Below are 19,121 nucleotides of genomic sequence, written 5' to 3' on the forward strand. Positions count from 1 at the left end.
CGCGGTCGCCGAAGAGGTTGTCGACGAAGATGCGGAGTCGGGTCTACCGCCTGCCGCACCTCTGGTCGGCGGCGCTGGCCACACCGGGCGGCCCGCTCACCGCCATGGCCACCGCCCGCGCGTCCGCTCCGGTCTGACGCGGACCTGGAAGGACTCGGGCATGTCGCTGGGCCATACCGCGTCACGGAGTACCACAACCACCGGCACTGCCATTCTGGGATCGGGCTGCACACGGCATTCTCGGTCCATATGACCGGCGCGGCCGGTTCCGCCCTCGCTCTCGCCGACCACGGTGAGATCCCCGCGCCCTCCGTGACCGACCCGTGGGACGCGCTGCTCCTACTGTCGTAGATCCCCACCACGCATGGCGATCATGACGGTGCTGTCCTTCTTCTCCAGCACCAGCCACGAGTCCGGCCGGGGATGCGTCCCGGTGGGGTGGACCTCCACCGACACCGTCATGCGCGGCCCGCCGTCGGCGTTCCACGCACCGATCTGCGCGGCGACCTGCTCGGCCAACTCCTGACTGTCCGGCCCGTACGCGGCCACTCCGATCTGCGAGAAGTCCGCCGTGACGGTCAGGTACGCGACCGTCCCGCCGCTGACCACCCCCATGCTGCCCCAGGGGAACAGCGGCGACGCGATCCGCCCGGCGTCGGCGGCGTCCCGCGAGATGAGAACACGGCAGAAGCCAGACATCCTGGCCAACCAGAAATCCAGGATCTCCGGCATGACGAACCCGACTCCGGTCCACACGGCCGCCCCCGGATACTCCAGAGCCCGGCCGGCGGCTTCGGCGTCGACCGGAGCACCGTCGTCGATCCGCAGCAGCAGATCGCCGTCCTTCCCACCCACCCACACATTCTGCTCCGACACCGCGTCCCCACCCCGCAACGGGATAAACCCACACGGCACCAACGACTCACTTCGCAGCACCTCGCCGTCGCGCCGCAGCGCGACCGACCGCGTCAGCCCCGCCATCCGCAGCGGAACCAGAAGAAGCCCGCCGTCCACGAGTTGCTCACGCCACGCGTCGCACACATCCCACGCCCCGGCCGTCACGATGATCCGGTCGTAGGGCGCGCTCGCATCCCAGCCCAACGCGCCGTCACCGACGACGAGCTCCACCGCATAACCGGTCCGGCTCAACGCCTCCCGCGCGCTACCGGCCACGTCATCGTCGAACTCGATACTCGTGACGAAACCAGATGAGCCGACCAGTAGCGCGAGCAACGCCGCGTTGTAACCGGTCCCAGTCCCGATCTCCAAGACCCGGTGACCTTCGCGGACATCGAGCTGTTCCAACATCGTCGCGACCACCCCTGGCGCTGACGCCGAACTGATCGCCACACCCGCCTCATCGCGATGGGTCACCACTGGCCCGGAACCGTACGCTTCCGCCAACGCCGAACCCGGCACGAAAGCGTCACGGGGAACTTCCCCCATGACCGCGGCCACCGCCGCCGAACGGATCGCGCCCTCGCCCCGCAGCCGGCCGACCATCGCCTCGCGGAGTTCCTTCGCGCTGGGGCCTGACGAGCTCAACACGTGTGAGTCCACTCATCGAAGAGCAGTTCAACGCCTCGCCGATCATGAGGTCCTCGGTCCCATCCGCAGCCGGATGTCTCGGTGATCGCGGCCGTCGCTCCGAGCCACCGAAGACTCTCTCGACGTGCCTCACGTGCCTTGTCGAGCCGAAGCCGCCAGGACCTGCGAGAGAGGGTTTGACACCTGAGATAACGGTGACACCGTGCGCCCTCTCGAGGTTGGCGTGTCCTCCGGGCGTTGGCGTCGATCACAAGTCCAGCTCCCGTTGGGCGGGGCGCAGGGGCCGCCAGCCGCCGGAGAGCTTGGCCGGCTCGGCTCGAGTCCATGGAAATCGCCTCGAAGAAGTTGATGTTCTCGCTGTGGTAAGGCGAGATGTGAGCCAACAACTCACGACACCCGTTATCACGCGAATCCCGCGGATTGAGCTGACCGGTCAGATGTTGAGTTGGGTGGCTATGCCGCTGATGACGTATTCGAGGCCGGTTTCGAATTGCCAGTCGGTGTCGTCCTTGCGGGTGGCCTCGCGGGCGTAACGGAGGAGGGCGGGGTAGCGGCCGGTGTTCATGAACCAGGTCATGGCGGGGGCGAGCCCGTGCCGCATCTCGTCGCCGGTGGTCCAGCCTTCATGCTGCATGAGTGCCTGCTGGGAGATCTCGATCTGGAGTATGCCGTGCGCGTAGGCGGTGACGGTGCGGAAGACGGCCATGGTCGTGTCGGTGGTGAGGCCCAGTCCCTCGAAAGCCCGCAGGGAGCGTTCGGTCACGGCCAGCCGGTTGGGGGTGAGCACGAGGTGGGGGTCGGAGGGGAGGTGCATCAGCCACGGGTGCTTGAGGACCATGGCACGGACGTTGACGGCGCAGGAGTGTGCGACGTCTCGCCAGTTATCGCCTTCGGGGGGCAGGTGTTCGCCGTAGACCTGGTCGACCATGAGGGCAAGGACATCGCTTTTGCCGGACACATAGCGGTATGCGGCCATGGGGGCGACGCCGAGTTCGGTGGCGAGCCGTCGCATGGTGATGGCGTCGAGCCCTTCGGAGTCGGCGATGCCGACGGCGACGGAGGCGATCCGCAGGGGCGACAGGGCTTGCCGCGGGGCTGAGGGGGGCCGGGCGATCCGCGCCCAGAGCGGTTCGTCATGTTCCGCGGGCATAGGCCCCTCCCTTCCTGTTGTGTACAACGTATCAGATGTGTACGTTGTACTCGTTAAGATACGGCGTACACATCATACGAGGGTCATATGAACCTGAAGCCCGGCCACACCACGCACACCCGCCCCGAAGAGGTCCTGACCGAGAGGGGGCTACGCCGACCCGCACGACCGCCGGGGACGCGGGCCGACCCGGTCGGCTGCGCCGCGCCGTACGGGAGTCGGCGTTCATGAAGCAGAAGTCCCTCTATCTCGGCCTCTTCGGCCTCATGCTCGGCATGTTCCTCGCCATGCTGGACGGCTTGATCGTCGGTACGGCGCTGCCCACGATCGTGGGCGAGCTCGGCGGGCTGAACCTCCTGTCGTGGGTGGTGACCGCGTACCTGGTGGCAGCGGCGGTAACGACCCCGCTCTGGGGCAAGTTCGGCGACATGTTCGGCCGCAAGGGCATGTTCATCGCCTCGATCGTGATCTTCCTTATCGGTTCTGCTCTGGCCGGCATGTCCCAGGACATGGGCCAGCTCATCGCCTTCCGCGCGGTACAGGGGCTCGGCGCGGGCGGATTGATGGTGGGCGCGTTCGCGATCATCGCCGTGCTGGTGCCGCCGCGTGAGAGCGGCAGACTCCAGTCGATCATCGGGGTGATGATGCCGGTCGCCTTCGTCGGCGGCCCCCTGCTCGGCGGGCTGTTGACGGACTATTTCAGCTGGCGCTGGACGTTCTATGTGAACCTGCCCCTTGGAGCCATCGCCCTTCTGATCATCGCCACGCAGATCCGGTTGAAGCCTGAGCGCATCAAGGCCCGTATCGACTACGCCGGCGCGGCGCTCCTCACGATCGCGATCGTCGCGCTGACGCTGCTGGCGAGCTGGGCGGGCACGACCTACGCCTGGGCATCACCGCAGATCCTCGGGTTGGGTGTGGTCGCCGCCGCGTCGATCGCGGCCTTCGTGTGGGTGGAACGGCGGGCCGAGGAGCCGGTCATCCCTCCCCGCCTGTTCGCCAACCGCAACTTCACCCTGTCGCAGATCCTCAGTTTCCTCGCCGGTGCGGCCATGATGACCCTGACGAACTACTTGCCGCAGTACATGCAGTTCGTTCAGGGAGCCTCGCCCACCACCAGCGGCCTGCTGCTCCTGCCGCTGATGTTCGGCATGCTCACCGCGCAGCTCACCATCGGCCACCTCATCACACGCAACGGGAAGTATCGGCTGTATCCCATCCTGGGAGGCGGGCTGCTGGTCGTCGGGGCGCTGAGTCTGCTGCTGCTCACCCCCTCGACGGGTACGGCTGTCGCCTCGGCTCTCACCATCACCGCCGGGGCCGGTATGGGGCTGGTGATGCAGAGCGCCATGCTGCTCACGATGACCAGTGCCGACCGTCGCGACATGGGGGCGGCGAGCGGAACCGTCAACCTGCTCCGCACCATCGGCGGTTCCCTGGGCATCGCCCTGCTGGGCGCGGTCTACGTCGACCGGCTGGCGTCCGACCTGACCGCGTCGCTCGGCCCGGGGGAGGCGCACCGGCTCGTGGACGCCGGGGCCGAGATGACGCCCGCGCTCCTGCACACCCTGCCGGACGCCGTGCGCGACGCCTACGCGGCCGCCGTCACCAACGGCCTCCACGGCATCGTCATCGGCATCGCGGTCGTCTCCCTGATCGCCTTCGCGTTCGCCTGGTTCATCCGTGAAGTCCCCCTGCCCAAAGACAGTCCCACCGACAGCCCGGCGGGCGTCCCCGCCGACGGAGCCACCGAGGGGGCGACCGGCGTTCCCGCCGCGTCGGTCAAGGGCGGTACGGCACAGGCCGGCATGGCGGCCGACTGAGCCGACTGAACGGTGTACGGCGTCAGCCGTACGGCCGCCTGGAGAGATGTAGATCGATGTCGCGGGCCGCGCCACCCGCGACATCGATGTCCGCGTCAGACGTTTTCTGTGCTCTTGTCGCTGTCGACGGGCACGGCGTCTGAGGGTGTCTCGTGCGTGAATGGTCAGGGTTCCGTCGCCAGCCAGGCGTACTTTCCGGAGGCGCCGATCGGAATGCGGGCATGGTGGGCTGTGCCGTACCGGACGCCGGTGAGCTCCTCGGTGTGCTTGGCGAGGGCGGCGCTCTCGGAGGGGTCGAGCGGTTCGCCGTCGAACGTCGTGTAGTCCAGCCGCCCCTCCGTCTGCCCCGTCACCCGCAGCTTGTAGGTGAAGACGCGGGAGGACGCGGCGGCGACGCTGTCGTCGAGGTCGCCCTGGGAGACGGGCCCGTTCGGCGTGGCGAGGAGTTCCAGCTCCCGGCCGCAGATCCGGGACACCTTGGTCGGGTCGGGGCTTCCGTCGTAGGTGCGTACGCAGTCGCCGGACCGATACCGGATCAACGGCATGTAGGGGTTGCGCATGCTCGTCACGATGACGCTGTAGATCTGGCTTCCCGGGGTGACCGGAACCAGCTCGACGCTCATCCTGTCGAGGTACGGCACGTAGCGGCTGTTGCCGTCGCTGTAGAAGAGGTAGCCGAGTTCGGCGCTGCCGAACAGGTCGATGATCGGGACGCCGAAATGCCGCTGCAGGTAGGCGCGGACGTTCACCGGGGTGTACTCGTAGGCGGTGACGATGCTGGCGGGCTGCGGGAAGGTGTCCCACAGGCCCCACGCGACGGCTTTGCGCATGAGGTGCGCCAGGTGGTAGCCGGAGCAGTCGAGGTGGTAGAGGCCCTGCGGGTGCCCGTCGGCGACGGCCCGGATCTCCCCGATCATGCGCTCGACGTCGTCGCGCTGCCACAGCGCCGGGTCGAGGGCCAGGTTGACGTACATCGTGCGGTCGTCGAGCCTGCGCTCGTCGAGGCCGGGCACGCCGGCCGGAGCCTCCCCGCGCTTGTTGGCGTTGACGCGGGCGACGTGCTCGGTCGCCAGCACCGTCGTGAGGGAGACACGCGCGCAGCCCTGCCGCCAGGTGTGGGAGATGTCGGGATGCTCGCTCCACAGCCGGTAGTAGGACTTCAGCAGGAACAGCGGCGGCCTGATGAGCTGCGTGCGGGCGTGGTCGGTGCCGGTGGAGAGCACGAGCTCGGCCTCGCCCGTCTCAAGTGCGGCCGCGAGCCGCGGCGTCATCCAGTTGTAGGGGAAGCCGTCGGCTATCTGCGGCTTCTCCAGGATGGGGAAGTGCCCCTGCGCGATCGAGGTGTGGTAGATGGGGATGTCTCTAACCTGATCGACGATGGCGGCGGTCGGCTGACCGTACAAGGCGACCTCCAGTCGGCGTCGGAGTGGTCGGCGTGGGGATGTGCGGCCTTGCTCACACAGCCCGACTTATCGGCGGCCCCCGACGAATTGGCGGGTTCCAAGCCTTCCAGGCATCTTCCTGGGTCATCTTCTTGATGAGCTGTTCCATGTCCGACCTCCGGTGATTGGCTGGCGCGGCGCCGTGCGCATTGCCGCTTGCCAGAACATAAGAGCCTCCACATATAGGTGTCAATAATTTCCTGGACCGGAGAAGAAAAGAGTAGTCCGGCGTCGCCGCGGCATGGGCCGGTAAGCCCTGCCATGGGCTTATCGGGCTTATATGAACCGTTCGCGTTCGAGACACGGGAAGCGGTTTCCGCTGCGTGGTGGTCGTTTATCGAATGCGAAGAGGGATCTTTTTCGGAGTAAAATTGCAGGTCGGTGGGCGAGGTCCGGGGACCGGATTCAGGGGGCCCGGAGTGCGCGGATCGCGGCCGAACCGTCGTGAAACCGTGTTGGCGGCCCTGCGGTCGACCCCTCGGCCGCGGGGGCGTTGACATGTACTCCTCCACGGACATCACCCCAGCTCATGGGCCGTACGGCTCCGCCGCTGAGGTGCGGCTCGGCCTCTGCTGCCGGGTGCGGGCGGGCGCTCCTGCCGTCCGGGGCGACCCCCTGGGCCGCACGGAAGTGCGTTCCGGTCGCGTGGTCACACCCGGTGACCGCCGAACGCGTTCCACTCCTCGGGGCGCCTTCTGCGGCATCTCCCCGAGTGGAGGGCGGCCGAGGGCCGGACGGAGCGGCGGCGCATTGAGTTCTTGCGGCCGAGGGGGAGCGGTGGTGCCACCGCAGAAGATATGTTTTTCGCAGACTCCTGAATTCGGCTGTGATTTCCCATCCCTGATGCCTGGGAGGGGAGAAGTCTTGGAAACGGGGGATGTGGTGCCGGCGTCGGCGCGCTTCCCCGGCGTGGAAAAGGATGGCGCCGGGCCGGGGCTCTTTCTCCTCCGCTGCTTGGCTGCGGCGCCCCGGCGTGCGATCCCGGGTGGCGGCCGTCCCCGTGGCCGCGTTCGACCTCTACCTATCGAACCCCCTTCGTGAGGCATTTCGCGGGGGAGTGGAAAGTCGCCACCTCGCGCCCCCGCCCCGTGTCGTACATATCGGCTATCTCCCTTCAATAGTGGGAATTCCAACTATTGGGATACATCTATCGACAGCCGGTGGTTCTGGGCTTACTGTCACATCGAAGGTGAATGGGGCGAGGAGGCGGTCGTGCTGGAAGAAAACCCTTCGGCGAACACCGGCTTAACGGTGACATCTGGGCATTACAACGATGGAACGGTCCAATTCGTGGCGCGCCGCCTCGTCGTGCAGCTCGCCGCGCCGGAGGTGCCGACGGACAGCGACGAGGCGGTCTCGTCCCAGGTGAGCGCTGCGCTCGCCGCCCTGCCCGAGGGCACAACCGTGCTGCGGGGGCCGAGCCGTACCGGACGCCTCGTCGTGCTGCTCCCGGCGACAGGCGCGGAGACCGGCACGGAGACCGGCAGCGGGGGCGACAGCGGGGCCGACGTCGTCCTGGCGAACGTCGGCGCGGCCGACGCGAGTGCCGCGATCGACTACGTCGAACCCGACGTCGTCGACCGCGCCCAGCTCGTGCCCAACGACCCGCGCTATCCGCAGCAGTGGGCGCCGGCCGCCGTCAACGCCGAAGCGGCCTGGGATCTCCAGACCGGCGCGTCGAACGTCCTCATCGGCGTCATCGACTCGGGCATCTCACTGAGCGCCGACAAGCTCGACCACGACGACCTGAGAAACGCCTCGCGCATCATCCTCGGCACCGACTTCGTCGACGGCGGCACCCCGCGCGACCTCAACGGCCACGGCACCCACGTGGCCGGCATAGCCGCGGCCGACGGGCACAACGCCAGCGGGATCGCCGGGATGAACTGGGGTTCTCCGCTCTACATCTGCCGCACCCTGGACGCCGCGGGCCACGGCAGCTCGGCCGACTTCGCCGACGCCGTCGAGGAGATCACCGACTACGCCGTGGCGCGCGGCCTGAAAGCCGTCATCAACTACTCCGGCGGCGGCGCGCCGAACAACACCAAGCAGCGGGCGTGCCAGTACGCCTCCGACCGCGGCATGCTGGTCGTGGCCGCCGCGGGCAACGACAGAGCGGGCCCGGTCATCTGGCCCGCGGCGTACTCCACGAGCACCCCCGGGGTCGTGGCGGTCGGATCCACCGACCCGGGGGACATCGTGTCGGACTTCTCCAACGTCGGCCCCGAGGTGACCGTCGTCGCGCCCGGCCGCAACATCCTGTCCACCCTGCCGACCTACAGTGTCAGCCCTACGCTGCCGCTCAACTACGGGTCGCTCAGCGGGACGTCGATGGCGACCCCGCTGGTGAGCGGTCTCGCCGCGCTCATGTGGAGCCGCCACCCCGGACACACCAACGCCAAGATCAAGCAGTGTCTCCAGGACAGCGCGGTCAAGCTCGGCGCCGCCTCCTTCGACAACACCTGGGGCCACGGCAGGGTAGACGCCCGCGCGGCGCTCACCTGCGGCGACCTGCCGATCCTGAAAAGCGTGCTTGAGCGGGACTGCCCGGGGCCGCCGAAGTTGATCAAAAGCCTGTTGGTGGCCCACTGCAAATCCAGGCTTCCGGTCCTGTGCCCCGTATCCGGCCTCATCCCTTGTGAGATAAGGAGCCTGGTGGGGCCCGGCTGCCAGATCGGCGGCCCGTCGCTGATCGATGGCTGCCCGTCGGACCTGCTCTGCGACTCCAGGGACCCCAGGGACATCCTGATCGATCCTGTGATCATCGGCGGCATCCTCCGCCGCCTGGCCGAGCTGGAGCGCCGCGTGACGGGGGAGACGCCGCAGGCGGACACGGGCGAGGGCGGCTGGTTCTACGTGGACGACAATGGCGACATCCACCAGGTCTGAGGTGACGGCCCGGCGCGGCACCGCGTTGGCGCGCCGGGCCGTACGCCTCCTGCTCGACCGGGGCCTGATGTCGCCCGCCGACGTACACCGGTACGGCATGAGCGCGCGGGACGTCTCGGAAAGCAACGGCGTCGTCCTCGTCGAACTGGGCAACGGCCGGGGTTTCGCGGTGAAGGACACGGGCGCGCCGCGGGACGGCGGCCAGGGCGACCCCGCGCGGGAGGTCGCGCTCTATCGGGCGGCGGGCGGTGTCCCCGGGGCGACCCGGGTGCTGCCCCGGCTGGAGCTGTACGACGAGGACGCGGAACTGCTCGTCCTGGAAGGCGTGATCTCGGCGCGGCGCCTGGACCGGCTCGCTGCGCCCCACGATCCGCTCGACCCGCGCCTGGCCGCGGCGTTCGGCCGTACGCTCGGCGTCTGGCACCGGGTCGCCGCTGGCCTGCCGCCGCTGCGCCCCGCCCACCCCTGGCTGTTCGACATCGACGGGCCGGACAGGTTGCCCGTCCTGGACAACGACGAAAAGCTCCGCTCGCTCACCGCCGACATCCTCGGCGACCCCGCCCATCTGGCCGCGAAGGCCGCCGTCGAAGCGGCGTGGACCCCCGACACCGCCGTCCACGGCGACGTGCGGTTCGGCAACGTGCTCATCCGCTCCTCCGGCGAGGCGCTGCTCATCGACTGGGAGTCCGCGGGGGCGGGGGACTCCCGCTGGGACGTCGCGGCCGGCCTCCAGGAATACCTCAGCGCGGGCGGTGTGCTCCGGCCCGGCGGCGGGTCGGACACGGTGGCGGCGTTCCTCGACGGCTACGCCGCGGGCCGGGGGCGACCGGTGGAGTGGGACCGGCTGGCGGAGTTCACGGCCTGCCGCCTGCTGGTGCGGGCCCTGCAACTCACCACCTGGCTGCCGGCGCCGGACGTCGAAGTGGAGCGGCACCGGGCGCTGGCACGCGAGGTCGTGGCGGTCGGGGCGGCCCTGTGATCCACCCCGATATTCCCGCGGCGGCGGAGCTGCTCGCCGCGCTTCCCGAGGACCGGTACGACCTCGGCGAGGTGCTGTACGCCTGGTATCTGGCGTCGACCCCGCTCCCGTCCCGGCCCGCCGTACCGTCTCCGCTCGACGTCAACCTCGGCGGCGCGCTCGACGCCGCACACGCCGACGCCACCCGCTTCGTCGGCGGGTGGCGTGCGGAGCGGGCCACGGACCTGGGCGGCGTCATCGCCTCCCGGGGTGGCCTGCTGCGGCACATCCCCCGGGCGGGCTACACCGTGCCGGCCCGGCCCGGTCTGCCCGCGCGGCCCGGTGACGCCCTGCTCGCCCGGGTCGCCTGGACATGGTGTGACAGCGACCACGGCTTCTGGCATACGCGTCGCGGCCCGTGGCCGCCGCCGGGCGCCGACCGGCTGACCCGCACATACCTCAACGTCACGTTCGACGGAGTGCCCGCCGCCATCGAGGTGCTCACGACCATGCTGGCGGGGCACCGCGACATGCCGTACCAGATCAAGACGCCGCTGTCCGGCGCGCACGGAGGCCGGGCCGACGCCGTCGTCCTGTACCTCGGCGCGCCCGACGCCGCGGCCCTCGCCGGCGAACTGCCGGACGCCGCCCGCAGGCTCGCCGGGGTCCTGCGGCCGGCCTGCCCCCGCTTCACCGACCCGGTCGCCCCCGGCGTCGGCCAGGCGCAGGGGCCGCTCGGCGGCGCCAGCTTCGGCCAGGTCAGATGCGACCTGCTCGCCCGCACCTGGCGCGCGGCACCCCCGGGCGTACGGCGCGACGCCGAAACGCTCACCTCGGCGATAGCGCGCGGATTCGCCGACGCCGGCGTCGACCCGGCGCGGCCGTACCTACTGTCGGACGCGGAGGTGCATGCGTGAACTGCGCGGACGCCGTGGCGCGCATCGCCGGCACCCTCGTCAAGGAGGCGCTGTGGGACGGCGAACGCGCCACCTGGTTCGGCGATGAGATCGTCCCCGACGCCTCCGGCGGCGGCACACCCGTCTACCGCGCGGTCGGCGGCGACCTGTACGGCGGCACGGCCGGAATCGCCCTGTTCCTCGCCCGCTACGCGGCGGTCGCCGACGACGACGCGGCGGCGCGCACCGCCCGGGCCGCCCTGGCCCATGCGGTGACCTGGGTGGACCGCACCCGCCCCGACGGCTCGCTCCTGTCGGGCGCCGCGGGCGTCGCCGCCGCCGCGCTCGACCTCGCCCACCTCCTCGGCGACGAACACCACGCCCTGCAGGCGGCCCGGCTCATGCGCGTCGCCGTACGGCACATGCCGGCGGCGGTGGACCTCGTCGCCGGCCGGGCCGGCAGCCTGCTCGCCCTACTGCATCTGGCCCGGGGCCTGCCCGAGGCCGACGACCGCGCACTCGCTGCGGCGTCGGCCGACGCCGCAGCGGCCGGTCTGATCGCCCAGTCCCGTCCCGGCCCCGTCACAGGACGGTGCTGGCCCTCCGACGCCGCCCCCGACGGCCCCGCGCTGTGCGGGCTCGCGCACGGCGCGTCGGGAGTCGCGCTCGCCCTGCTCGAATGGGGGCCCGCCGACCCTCGGGCGCTGCGCATCGCGGAGGAGGCCGCGGCGTTCGAACGGTCGTGGTTCTCCGAAGAGCAGGGCACCTGGGCCGACCTGCGCGACCTCACCCCTGAAGGCGGCGACGTGGCCTGGCCGTCGCTCTGGTGCCATGGCGCGGTCGGTGTGGGCGCGGCCCGGCTGCGGCACTACGACCTCACCGGTCGCGAGGTCTACGCCGCCGAGGCAGGCGCCGCCGTCGACGCCGCTCTGCGGCTGCACGCCTCCATGGTGAGGCATCCGTCGGCGCTGGATCTGTCGATCTGCCATGGACTCGCCGGAGCCGTGGAACTGCTGCTCGACGCTGCGGCGGTCTTCGGCCAGCCCGTTCTCCGTATGATGGCGGGCGAAGCCGTGGAGATCGCTCTCGACCTGGTGGGAGAGGGGGAGTGGCCGTGCGGCGTCCCCGGCGGCGGTGAGAACCCGAGCCTGTTCCTGGGGCTCGCGGGCATCGGTTCTGCCCTGCTGCGCGTGGTGGACGCACGGGTCCCCTCGACGATCCTGGCCTACGCTGGAGGTGCCGTGTCAGCCCGTGTCATCGTGCAGCTCACCGGACCGCCGGGCAACCTGCGGGAGCGGGTGGAGGCGGTCCGCGGCGCCGTTCCGGGGGCCCGCGTGGAGCGGGTCTCCCCCCGGGGGCGGATCCTGCTCCGGCTCCCCGCCGGGGCCGACGTCCAGGCTGCCCTCACCGTCCTCGGCGGCTCCGACGGCGTCGACTACGCCGAGCTCGACACCGCCGACACCGCCCAGGAGCCCTAACGGGGCGGATCAGGTCGGCCAGATCGGGTTGCTCCAGGCGCGGCGGCCGGAGGAGTCGACGACCGTGACCCGGATGTAGGAGCTGTTCCGCAGGCGGTCCAGGGGGACCTTCCACTCGGTTCGCGCGTCTCCCTGCCGGACCGCCGGCGCGGGCACGCCGCCGGAGACGATGACCTTGCTCGCCGGGGAGGTGCGCACGAGAACGGCGCCGCGCTGGATGGTGACGCCATGCAGTTCGGGGCCCGTGCTGGAGTAGTAGGCGCCCGCCTTGAGGGCGGCCAGGAGGAGGTCCGGGTCGAGGCGGGCGGCGCGGACCTGCACCCAGGCGGCGAAGGCGGCCGGTGTGCCCCGGGTGAAATGGGCGTCGTCGGCGGCGTAGGCATCGACGCGAGCGCCCCGGCCGAGCAGCGTGTCGTAGAGGTGCCAGCTTTCGCCGCGGTCCTCCAAGCCCGCCAGGGTGTTGAAGCACTCGACGGCGTGGGCGGCGTCGAGCCGCTGCGCGTCGTCGAGAGTGAGCAGGGCCGCCGCCGGATGGGCGAGGCCGATCCACGCGCCCGCGGCCCGCGCGCGCCGCGCCAGCTCGGGCGCGGTCTCCCCGGCCGCCGTCCGGGCGAAGTCGAACGGCAGACCGACGGCGATGATGTGCCAGTCGTCGGAGAACTCGTGTCCGGGGGCGTGGAGTTCGGCTCCGATGATGGTGGTGAAGCCGTCGGTGCGCAGGGGGCGGGTGTCGGTGATCGGATAACCGTAGCGCTCGCGGAAGTGGTCGGTGAGGGCGATGAAGTCGTAGCCGCGGTCGCGATAGAGCGCCACGACCTCCTGCGGAGGCAGCGCCCCGTCGGACACATTCGAGTGGGTGTGCAGGTTGCCGCGCCAGAACCTGCCGGGCAGGTCGAACGGGATCATCCCCATCACGTCAGGGTATCGGCGGCCGAGGCACAGCGGACCGCGATCCTTCCTGTTACTTCACCGTGCCTGTTCATCGTCGCGGCCATCGTCCGCGCCCACAGCGGCGGCGTCACCGCCGCCCCGAATCCGGGTGGCGGCCTGGCCAAGCGCCTCACCTTCCCCGCTTCTCAGGCCTGACCTGTCGCGAGGGCGCCGGCGCCTCCGCGGGGATACGGGCGTGAACTTTCTCAGCGCGTGACGGCAATTACAAGTGTTCCGCCGCGAACCAGGCCTGGAAGTGCGGCTCACGATGCTCGCTGAACCAACCGTGAGGAAGGTCAATGAGGCCGTCGAGCCTTTCTGTGCTGCGCGAGAACCGGGTGTTCGTGGTCGCGCTGCTTCCCGCTGTCGCGCTGCGTGTGCTCGCGATCGCAGGCTATCCGCCCGCTCTGTGGTTCTGGGCGGATTCCTTCACCTATGTGGGAGCCGCTCTCGATCCCGCGCCCGAGCCGTACCGACCGGTCGGGTATTCCTTGCTGCTGGCCGTTCTGCGCCCCTTCCACAGCCTCGGCCTCGTCGCCGGGGTGCAGCACGCGCTCGGCCTGACCCTGGCCGTCGCGCTCTACGTGCTTCTGCGGCGAGGGCTGCCCGGGTGGGCCGCAACCGTGATCGTGTCGCCGATGCTGTACGACGAGTTCCTGATCCTGCTAGAGCACATGATCATGGCGGACACGCTGTTCACGGTGCTGGTCACGGTGGGGGTCGTTCTCGTGATACGCCCGCTCACACCCGCCAGGGCCGCCGCCGCGGGCGCTGTGCTCGGCTTCGCCGCGGTCACCCGGTCGATCGGCCTCGCGGTGGTCCTCCTCGCGCTCGGGTTCGCGTGCCTGCGGAGAGTGGGCGTACGGCCGCTGGCCACCCTCACCGCCGCGGCGATCGTTCCGCTGATCGGGTACTCCACCTGGATGTACGCCGACTCCGGCGAGTTCGCCCTGACCAGGGCCGACGGGATGTTCCTGCGGGCGCGCACCATGACGTTCGCGGACTGCGAGGTGATCAGACCGCGGCAGCCGAAGCTCTGCCCGGACCAGCCGGTGAGCGCGAGACCGGCCCCGGCGTACTGGGTGTGGGGAAGCTGGTCGCCGCTCAAACGGCTGCCGTCTGCGCAGCGGAACGCGGAGGCGGGGCGCTTCGCCCAAGAGGCGATCTTGGCCCAGCCGGGTCCCTACCTCGCCGCCGCGGGCGGTGACCTGGCCAAGGTGCTGCGCTGGGAACGTGTCGCCGATGTCAAGCCGGGCGGGAAACCCCACCCGTACATATTCCCGGAGGCGCCTCGCCCCCTGAGGGACAGCGTCAGGGCGACCGCGGAGACCTACGAGGGAGGTCCCGCGGCCACCCGGGTCGTGGAGCCGTACGCCGGATGGCTGCGCGCCTACCAGCGATTCGGCTACCTGCCGCTGCCATTGATGGTCGCGGCGCTCCTAGCCGGCCAGGTGGTCGCCCTGGTGAGGCGAAGATACGACGCGCTGCTACCCGGCCTCACGGCTACCGCCCTTATCGCGGCTCCGGCGTTCATCGTGGGGTATGACGTGAGATACGTGATCCCGGCCATTCCCCTCGTATGCCTCACGGTCGGGTTGGCAGCTCGCCGTACCGCAACGGGCGGGCGCCCTCAGCACATTGACCGCACCCTTATTGAAGGTGGCGGAGGCGAAGGTTCGCTCCACCCGGGGCGCTGATCGTGGCTTCGGCGCTAAAAGTCGCGTGGAATTTTCGTTGATCGCGTTCACTGTGCTGACGGGCGTTCGCTGGCACCGTGGAGCCCGGAGGGCCCCGGCGGGGCGGCGACTGCGCGCGAGGAGTGGGTCAATGAACGTTGGGACGACGGCGGGCGCCTCGGTCACGGGGCTCGGTGCGATCACACCACTGGGGGGTGACGCTCCTTCCACGTGGGCCGCGATGCTGGAGGGGCGGTCCGGGATCACTCTGATCGAGGAAGAGTGGGCCGAGGGCCTGCCCGCGAGGATCGCCGGCCGGCTGCCGGTCGACCCCGCCGAGGTGCTGGGCCGGGTGAAGGCGCGGCGGCTGGACCGCTGCCAGCAGGCCGCCCTCGTCGCCGCCCGCGAGGCGTGGGCCGACGCCGGGGCTCCCGAGGTGGAGCCCGAGCGGCTCGCCGTGGTCATCGGCACCGGCGTCGGCGGCGTCATGACCACGCTCGCCCAGAACGACGTGTTGGAGGTGTCCGGGGCGCGTAAGGTCTCGCCGTACACGGTGCCGATGCTGATGCCGAACGGCCCGGCCGCCGTGGTGGGCATCGAGTTCGGGGCCCGGGCCGGGGCCCACACCCCGGTGAGCGCCTGCGCCTCCGGGGCCGAGGCGATCGCCCTGGGGCTCGACCTCATCCGCCTCGGCCGGGCCGACGTCGTGATCGCCGGCGGCGCCGAGGCGTGTGTCCACCCGCTGACGCTCGCCGGGTTCGCCCAGGCCAGAGCGCTCTCCACGCGCAACGACGCCCCCGAGGAGGCGTCGCGGCCGTTCGACGTCGGGCGGGATGGTTTTGTGCTGGGGGAGGGGGCCGCCCTGCTGGTCCTGGAACGCGCTGACTTCGCCGCCGCCCGCGGGGCGCGGACCTACGCCACCCTCGCCGGGGCCGGCACCAGCTCCGACGCCCACCACATCACGGGCGCCGACGCGGGCGGCCAGGTGCGCGCGATGCGGCTGGCTCTGGCCTCGGCGGGGCTGGACGCGCTCGATGTCGGCCTCGTGCACGCCCACGCGACCTCCACCCCCACCGGGGACGTGACCGAGTCCCGCTCCGTCGCCGAGGCGATCGGCACGCATCCCGCCGTCACCGCCACCAAGTCCATGACGGGCCACCTGTGCGGGGCCGCCGGGTCGCTCGGGGCAATGGCCATCGTGCTCGCCCTCCACCACGGGGCCGCCCCCGCCGTACGGAACCTCACCGACCTGGACCCCGAGATCAAACTGGACGTCGTGGCCGGCGCCCCTCGCGAGGGGAGTTGGACGGCGGCCCTGGCGAACTCCTTCGGGTTCGGCGGCCACAACGCCTCACTGGCCTTCACCTCCGCCCACTGACCAGGCGGGCGCTTCACGTGCGCGCTGCCAGGCGCTTGCCCAGCCGCTGCGCCGGGGCCTCCACGAAACGCCACGTCAGCGCGCTGACGGCGATCAGCAGCCCCATCATGCCCAGCAGAGCGGTCAATCGCAGCCCCAGCGGGGCGGCCCGGTGATCGGGCCAGATCAGCTCGACGCCTTTCAGGAACAAGGGGTGGAGCAGGTAGAGCGAGTAGCTGATCAGCCCCAGCCAGGCGAGCGCCTGCGGCACCGCGCGGTGCCGCAGTGCCATCCCGGCGGCGAAGGTGATCCAGGCGGCGGCTATGGCCGCCTGGAAGCCGGAATGGCCGTCCGCGAGCCAGAGTCCGGCCGCCGGCACGAGCACCACCCATCCGGCCTGCCTCCAGGAGATCTCGCCCTTTTCGGCCCGGTAGAGCACCGTCCCGGCGAACATGGTGGCGAGGACCAGCAGCCCCAGTCCGGGGCCCGGGTAGGTCTGGTTGAACGCCAGCAGGCCGACCACGGTGACCCCGATGACGGCCGCACCGGCCCGCCGTACGGCGCCTGAGCCCGCGAGCACCGCCGCCAGGCCCGCTACGAGCAGCGCGGTCACCGTCAACGTGACGGCCAGCACGCGCCCCGACCCGCCGGTCGACAGCAGCGCGACAGGCAGCACGCCCGCGCCCAGGACGGCCGCGGCGGCGAAACCGACCGCTGCGGCGGTGCTCCTCCGGTGCCATCCGAGGGCGAACATCGCGGTCACCAGCAGGTAGAAGGCCATCTCGTACGACAGCGTCCACAGCACGTTGACCAGGTTCGGCATGTTCAGCAGGTTCTGCAGCATCGTCAAATGCCCCAGCGTGAGGGATTCCAGCCGGTCGCTCCACCAGATGTGAACTTCCCAACCGGCCGCCATCAGCAGGGCCACTCCCGCCAGGCACACGCCGAACAGCGGATACAACCGGAAGAAACGCGAGATCCAGAAGGCCCGTACGCTGCCGCGCCGCTCCAGCGAGGCCGGGATGATGTAGCCGCTGACCAGGAAGAACACCATTACGCCGTACCAGCCGGTCTCGAACACCGCCTTGACCGGATGCCGTGCCTCGTACCACAGGATGCCGAAGGAGTGCTCAACGACCACCATCACCGCGGCGACGCCGCGGAGGGCATCAAGCCAAGCCATACGATTTATCGTCTTCGTTGTCTTACGGGCCACTTCCGGACTCGTCAACATCCACGTGATGCTAGCGATCGCTGAGTGACGTGCCCCTGTGAACCGGCGCTTGCATAGTGTGATGTGCCCCTCTCAGGCGCGCGCTGGCGGGGCTGCGCGCGTCCCGAACACCCTGCTGCACGCCGACGGCGCCTTCGCCGCCCATGTCGACCTCGACTCGCTCGGTGTGGCCGACCGCTGGGCCGACCTCGCCGTCGCCGCCTGGAGCACAGAGTGGAACTAGGGCCCGGGCTACAACGGCATCGTGTACGACGCGTACGGCGTGGAGCCGGACCCGGAGCGCATCGCCTACTACCGCCTGCTGTGGGACATGGCCTGACCGGCCGCGGCCGTACGGCTAGCGCCGGGTGGAGCACGTGACGGTGACGCCGTTGCCGAACAACCGGCGGTCCGTCACCGTGAAGTGAACGGGGTCGAACCCCCCGTCGATGGCCGGGATGCCGGCGCCCGCCACGATCGGGTAGCTCTTGACGACCAGCCTGTCGATCTCGGGCATCAGCGTGCCCGCGAGTTTGCCGCCGCCGCAGAGCCAGATGTCCTTGCCTTCCTCCTGCTTCAGGGAGCGGACCAGCGTGAGCGGGTCGCCGTCCACCACCGTGACCTCGGGGTCGGGGCCGACGCCGAGCGTGGTCGACACCACGTATTGGCGCAGGTGGGCATAGGGGTTGGTGATGCCGGCGTCCAGCGCCGGGCGGTAGGTGCCGAGGCCCATCACCACGGTGTCGAAGTGGACGTTGGGCGCGTCCGTCAAGCCGAGAGGGATCCGCCCGTGGGTGGGGATCGTCTCGGGGTAGTGCTCAAGCATCCACGCGCTGTAGGCGGCGGCTCCCTCGTCCTCGTCCCCACCCAGAGGTAAGAAGTCGAACTCTCCGCCCGGGCCCGCGATGCGGCCGTCAATGGTGACGCCGATGTAGTACACGAGTTTGCGCATTCAGGCAACTCCATCTGTAGTACTCTGAGAAAGCCGGTATGAAGGTAGTACTACAAATAGAGTGGTGTCAACGGTGCGCAGGAACGACGAGCGGAGGGCGGCCCTGGTCGACGCGGCCATCGAGGTCCTGGCCAGGGAGGGAGCCCGCGGCCTGACCTTCCGGGCCGTGGACGCCGAGGCCGGCGTGCCCGTCGGCACGGCCTCGAACTACTTCGCCAACCGCGACGATCTGCTCACCCAGGCGGGCGGGCGGGTCTACGAACGGCTCCAGCCCGACGAGGCGGCGATCGCCCGCAACCGCACGCGCACGCCCGACCGGGAGACCTGGCTCATCCTGATGCACGAGCTGGTCGACCGGGTCAGCTCCTACCGCACCGGCTACCTCGCGCTGCTCGAACTGCGCCTGGAGGCCACTCGGCGCCCGCGCCTGCGCGAAGTCCTGACCGAGCGCGTCCGCGCCGACGTCGAGGCCAACGTGGCCTACCACGAGCAGTCCGGCCTGCCCGGCAACGCCACGGTCGTCCACCTGCTCTACCTGGCGCTCAACTGGCTCATCGTCGAACAGCTCACCCTGCCGGAGGTGTTCTCCGAAACCGAACGCGAGCGGCTCGTTGCGGCGGCGGTCGAGCGGATCGTGGGGTCCTGACCGGCCCTCCTCCCGCGACCAGGGCGGCGGCCGACCCCACCGCCCTGTGATGAGCTCCCGATCGGTACCCCTAGATGAGTAGTTCCGAATGGTCAGTGGTCATAGGCAATCAAGGAGCGTGTCACGGGCTGACCACTGCGATGGTTGTGCCAGATCGCGACCG

At 70.3% G+C, this 19,121-nt stretch carries 15 protein-coding genes; 9 read left to right on the forward strand and 6 right to left on the reverse strand.

Annotation, left to right across the window (positions count from 1 at the left end; genetic code table 11):
• Positions 1-339: 339 nt before the first annotated feature.
• Positions 340-1,548 carry a methyltransferase, FxLD system gene (gene fxlM / locus BLQ73_RS23165; protein ID WP_093173297.1) on the reverse strand — a complete coding sequence of 403 codons (1,209 nt, stop codon included), beginning with the start codon at positions 1,546-1,548 and terminating at the stop codon, positions 340-342.
• Positions 1,549-1,981: 433 nt separating this feature from the next.
• Complete coding sequence (locus tag BLQ73_RS23170; RefSeq protein WP_093173299.1) at positions 1,982-2,698, reverse strand: TetR/AcrR family transcriptional regulator; 717 nt, start codon at positions 2,696-2,698, stop codon at positions 1,982-1,984.
• Between the two features lie 227 nt (positions 2,699-2,925).
• Here BLQ73_RS23170 and BLQ73_RS23175 point away from each other — a divergent pair, with 227 nt between their 5' ends.
• Positions 2,926-4,521, forward strand: coding sequence for an MDR family MFS transporter (locus BLQ73_RS23175; RefSeq protein ID WP_093173301.1), 1,596 nt, complete (start codon positions 2,926-2,928; stop codon positions 4,519-4,521).
• Positions 4,522-4,685: 164 nt separating this feature from the next.
• Here the strand turns inward: BLQ73_RS23175 and BLQ73_RS23180 are convergent, their stop codons facing one another.
• A complete protein-coding gene (locus BLQ73_RS23180; RefSeq protein WP_093173303.1) occupies positions 4,686-5,924 on the reverse strand; it encodes a phenylacetate--CoA ligase family protein in 1,239 nt (412 codons plus the stop codon).
• Positions 5,925-7,253: 1,329 nt separating this feature from the next.
• On the opposite strand from BLQ73_RS23180, the gene BLQ73_RS23185 reads away from it, so the two are divergent.
• The 4 genes from BLQ73_RS23185 to BLQ73_RS23195 are packed head-to-tail and all read left to right on the forward strand — an operon-like array spanning position 7,254 to position 12,184.
• Positions 7,254-8,852 carry a S8 family serine peptidase gene (locus tag BLQ73_RS23185; protein ID WP_176955613.1) on the forward strand — a complete coding sequence of 533 codons (1,599 nt, stop codon included), beginning with the start codon at positions 7,254-7,256 and terminating at the stop codon, positions 8,850-8,852.
• Positions 8,830-9,831 carry a phosphotransferase gene (locus BLQ73_RS23190; protein ID WP_093173307.1) on the forward strand — a complete coding sequence of 334 codons (1,002 nt, stop codon included), beginning with the start codon at positions 8,830-8,832 and terminating at the stop codon, positions 9,829-9,831. Before BLQ73_RS23185 ends, BLQ73_RS23190 begins: the two co-directional genes overlap by 23 nt.
• A complete protein-coding gene (locus BLQ73_RS32680; RefSeq protein ID WP_176955614.1) occupies positions 9,828-10,727 on the forward strand; it encodes a T3SS effector HopA1 family protein in 900 nt (299 codons plus the stop codon). The genes BLQ73_RS23190 and BLQ73_RS32680 overlap by 4 nt, the downstream gene beginning before the upstream one ends.
• A complete protein-coding gene (locus BLQ73_RS23195; RefSeq protein ID WP_176955615.1) occupies positions 10,724-12,184 on the forward strand; it encodes a lanthionine synthetase LanC family protein in 1,461 nt (486 codons plus the stop codon). Before BLQ73_RS32680 ends, BLQ73_RS23195 begins: the two co-directional genes overlap by 4 nt.
• A gap of 9 nt (positions 12,185-12,193) precedes the next feature.
• On the opposite strand, the gene BLQ73_RS23200 is transcribed toward BLQ73_RS23195, so the two are convergent.
• Positions 12,194-13,096 carry a CehA/McbA family metallohydrolase gene (locus tag BLQ73_RS23200; RefSeq protein WP_093173312.1) on the reverse strand — a complete coding sequence of 301 codons (903 nt, stop codon included), beginning with the start codon at positions 13,094-13,096 and terminating at the stop codon, positions 12,194-12,196.
• Positions 13,097-13,413: 317 nt separating this feature from the next.
• Here BLQ73_RS23200 and BLQ73_RS23205 point away from each other — a divergent pair, with 317 nt between their 5' ends.
• Together BLQ73_RS23205 and BLQ73_RS23210 are read left to right on the forward strand one after the other, a co-directional pair.
• Complete coding sequence (locus BLQ73_RS23205) at positions 13,414-14,811, forward strand: hypothetical protein (RefSeq protein ID WP_143020393.1); 1,398 nt, start codon at positions 13,414-13,416, stop codon at positions 14,809-14,811.
• Positions 14,812-14,941: 130 nt separating this feature from the next.
• Positions 14,942-16,168, forward strand: a complete 1,227-nt coding sequence (locus tag BLQ73_RS23210) for a beta-ketoacyl-[acyl-carrier-protein] synthase family protein (protein WP_093173317.1) — start codon at positions 14,942-14,944, stop codon at positions 16,166-16,168.
• A 13-nt stretch (positions 16,169-16,181) separates the two neighbouring features.
• On the opposite strand, the gene BLQ73_RS23215 is transcribed toward BLQ73_RS23210, so the two are convergent.
• Positions 16,182-17,330: an acyltransferase family protein gene (locus tag BLQ73_RS23215; RefSeq protein WP_176955616.1), complete on the reverse strand. Its 1,149-nt coding sequence runs from the start codon at positions 17,328-17,330 to the stop codon at positions 16,182-16,184.
• 112 nt (positions 17,331-17,442) lie between these two features.
• Here BLQ73_RS23215 and BLQ73_RS33540 point away from each other — a divergent pair, with 112 nt between their 5' ends.
• Positions 17,443-17,604 carry a hypothetical protein gene (locus tag BLQ73_RS33540; protein ID WP_218125970.1) on the forward strand — a complete coding sequence of 54 codons (162 nt, stop codon included), beginning with the start codon at positions 17,443-17,445 and terminating at the stop codon, positions 17,602-17,604.
• Between the two features lie 114 nt (positions 17,605-17,718).
• On the opposite strand, the gene BLQ73_RS23225 is transcribed toward BLQ73_RS33540, so the two are convergent.
• Positions 17,719-18,312 (reverse strand): dihydrofolate reductase family protein, encoded by a 594-nt coding sequence (locus BLQ73_RS23225; protein ID WP_093173321.1) that lies wholly within the window; start codon positions 18,310-18,312, stop codon positions 17,719-17,721.
• A gap of 73 nt (positions 18,313-18,385) precedes the next feature.
• Between BLQ73_RS23225 and BLQ73_RS23230 the strand changes: the two genes are divergently transcribed.
• Positions 18,386-18,958: a TetR/AcrR family transcriptional regulator gene (locus tag BLQ73_RS23230; RefSeq protein WP_093173323.1), complete on the forward strand. Its 573-nt coding sequence runs from the start codon at positions 18,386-18,388 to the stop codon at positions 18,956-18,958.
• Positions 18,959-19,121: the final 163 nt, after the last annotated feature.

The sequence above is a fragment of the Sinosporangium album genome (assembly GCF_900100605.1).
In the GTDB taxonomy this organism is placed as follows: domain Bacteria; phylum Actinomycetota; class Actinomycetes; order Streptosporangiales; family Streptosporangiaceae; genus Sinosporangium; species Sinosporangium album.

Excerpts from the sequence above, each read along its gene's own strand:
- BLQ73_RS23215 (WP_176955616.1), bottom strand. The coding sequence starts at position 17,330 with ATGGCTTGGCTTGATGCCCTCCGCGGCGTCGCCGCGGTGATGGTGGTC.
- BLQ73_RS23210 (WP_093173317.1), top strand. The coding sequence starts at position 14,942 with ATGAACGTTGGGACGACGGCGGGCGCCTCGGTCACGGGGCTCGGTGCG.
- BLQ73_RS23200 (WP_093173312.1), bottom strand. The coding sequence starts at position 13,096 with ATGGGGATGATCCCGTTCGACCTGCCCGGCAGGTTCTGGCGCGGCAAC.
- BLQ73_RS23205 (WP_143020393.1), top strand. The coding sequence starts at position 13,414 with ATGAGGCCGTCGAGCCTTTCTGTGCTGCGCGAGAACCGGGTGTTCGTG.
- BLQ73_RS33540 (WP_218125970.1), top strand. The coding sequence starts at position 17,443 with ATGTGCCCCTCTCAGGCGCGCGCTGGCGGGGCTGCGCGCGTCCCGAAC.
- BLQ73_RS23175 (WP_093173301.1), top strand. The coding sequence starts at position 2,926 with ATGAAGCAGAAGTCCCTCTATCTCGGCCTCTTCGGCCTCATGCTCGGC.
- BLQ73_RS23225 (WP_093173321.1), bottom strand. The coding sequence starts at position 18,312 with ATGCGCAAACTCGTGTACTACATCGGCGTCACCATTGACGGCCGCATC.
- BLQ73_RS23190 (WP_093173307.1), top strand. The coding sequence starts at position 8,830 with ATGGCGACATCCACCAGGTCTGAGGTGACGGCCCGGCGCGGCACCGCG.
- BLQ73_RS23170 (WP_093173299.1), bottom strand. The coding sequence starts at position 2,698 with ATGCCCGCGGAACATGACGAACCGCTCTGGGCGCGGATCGCCCGGCCC.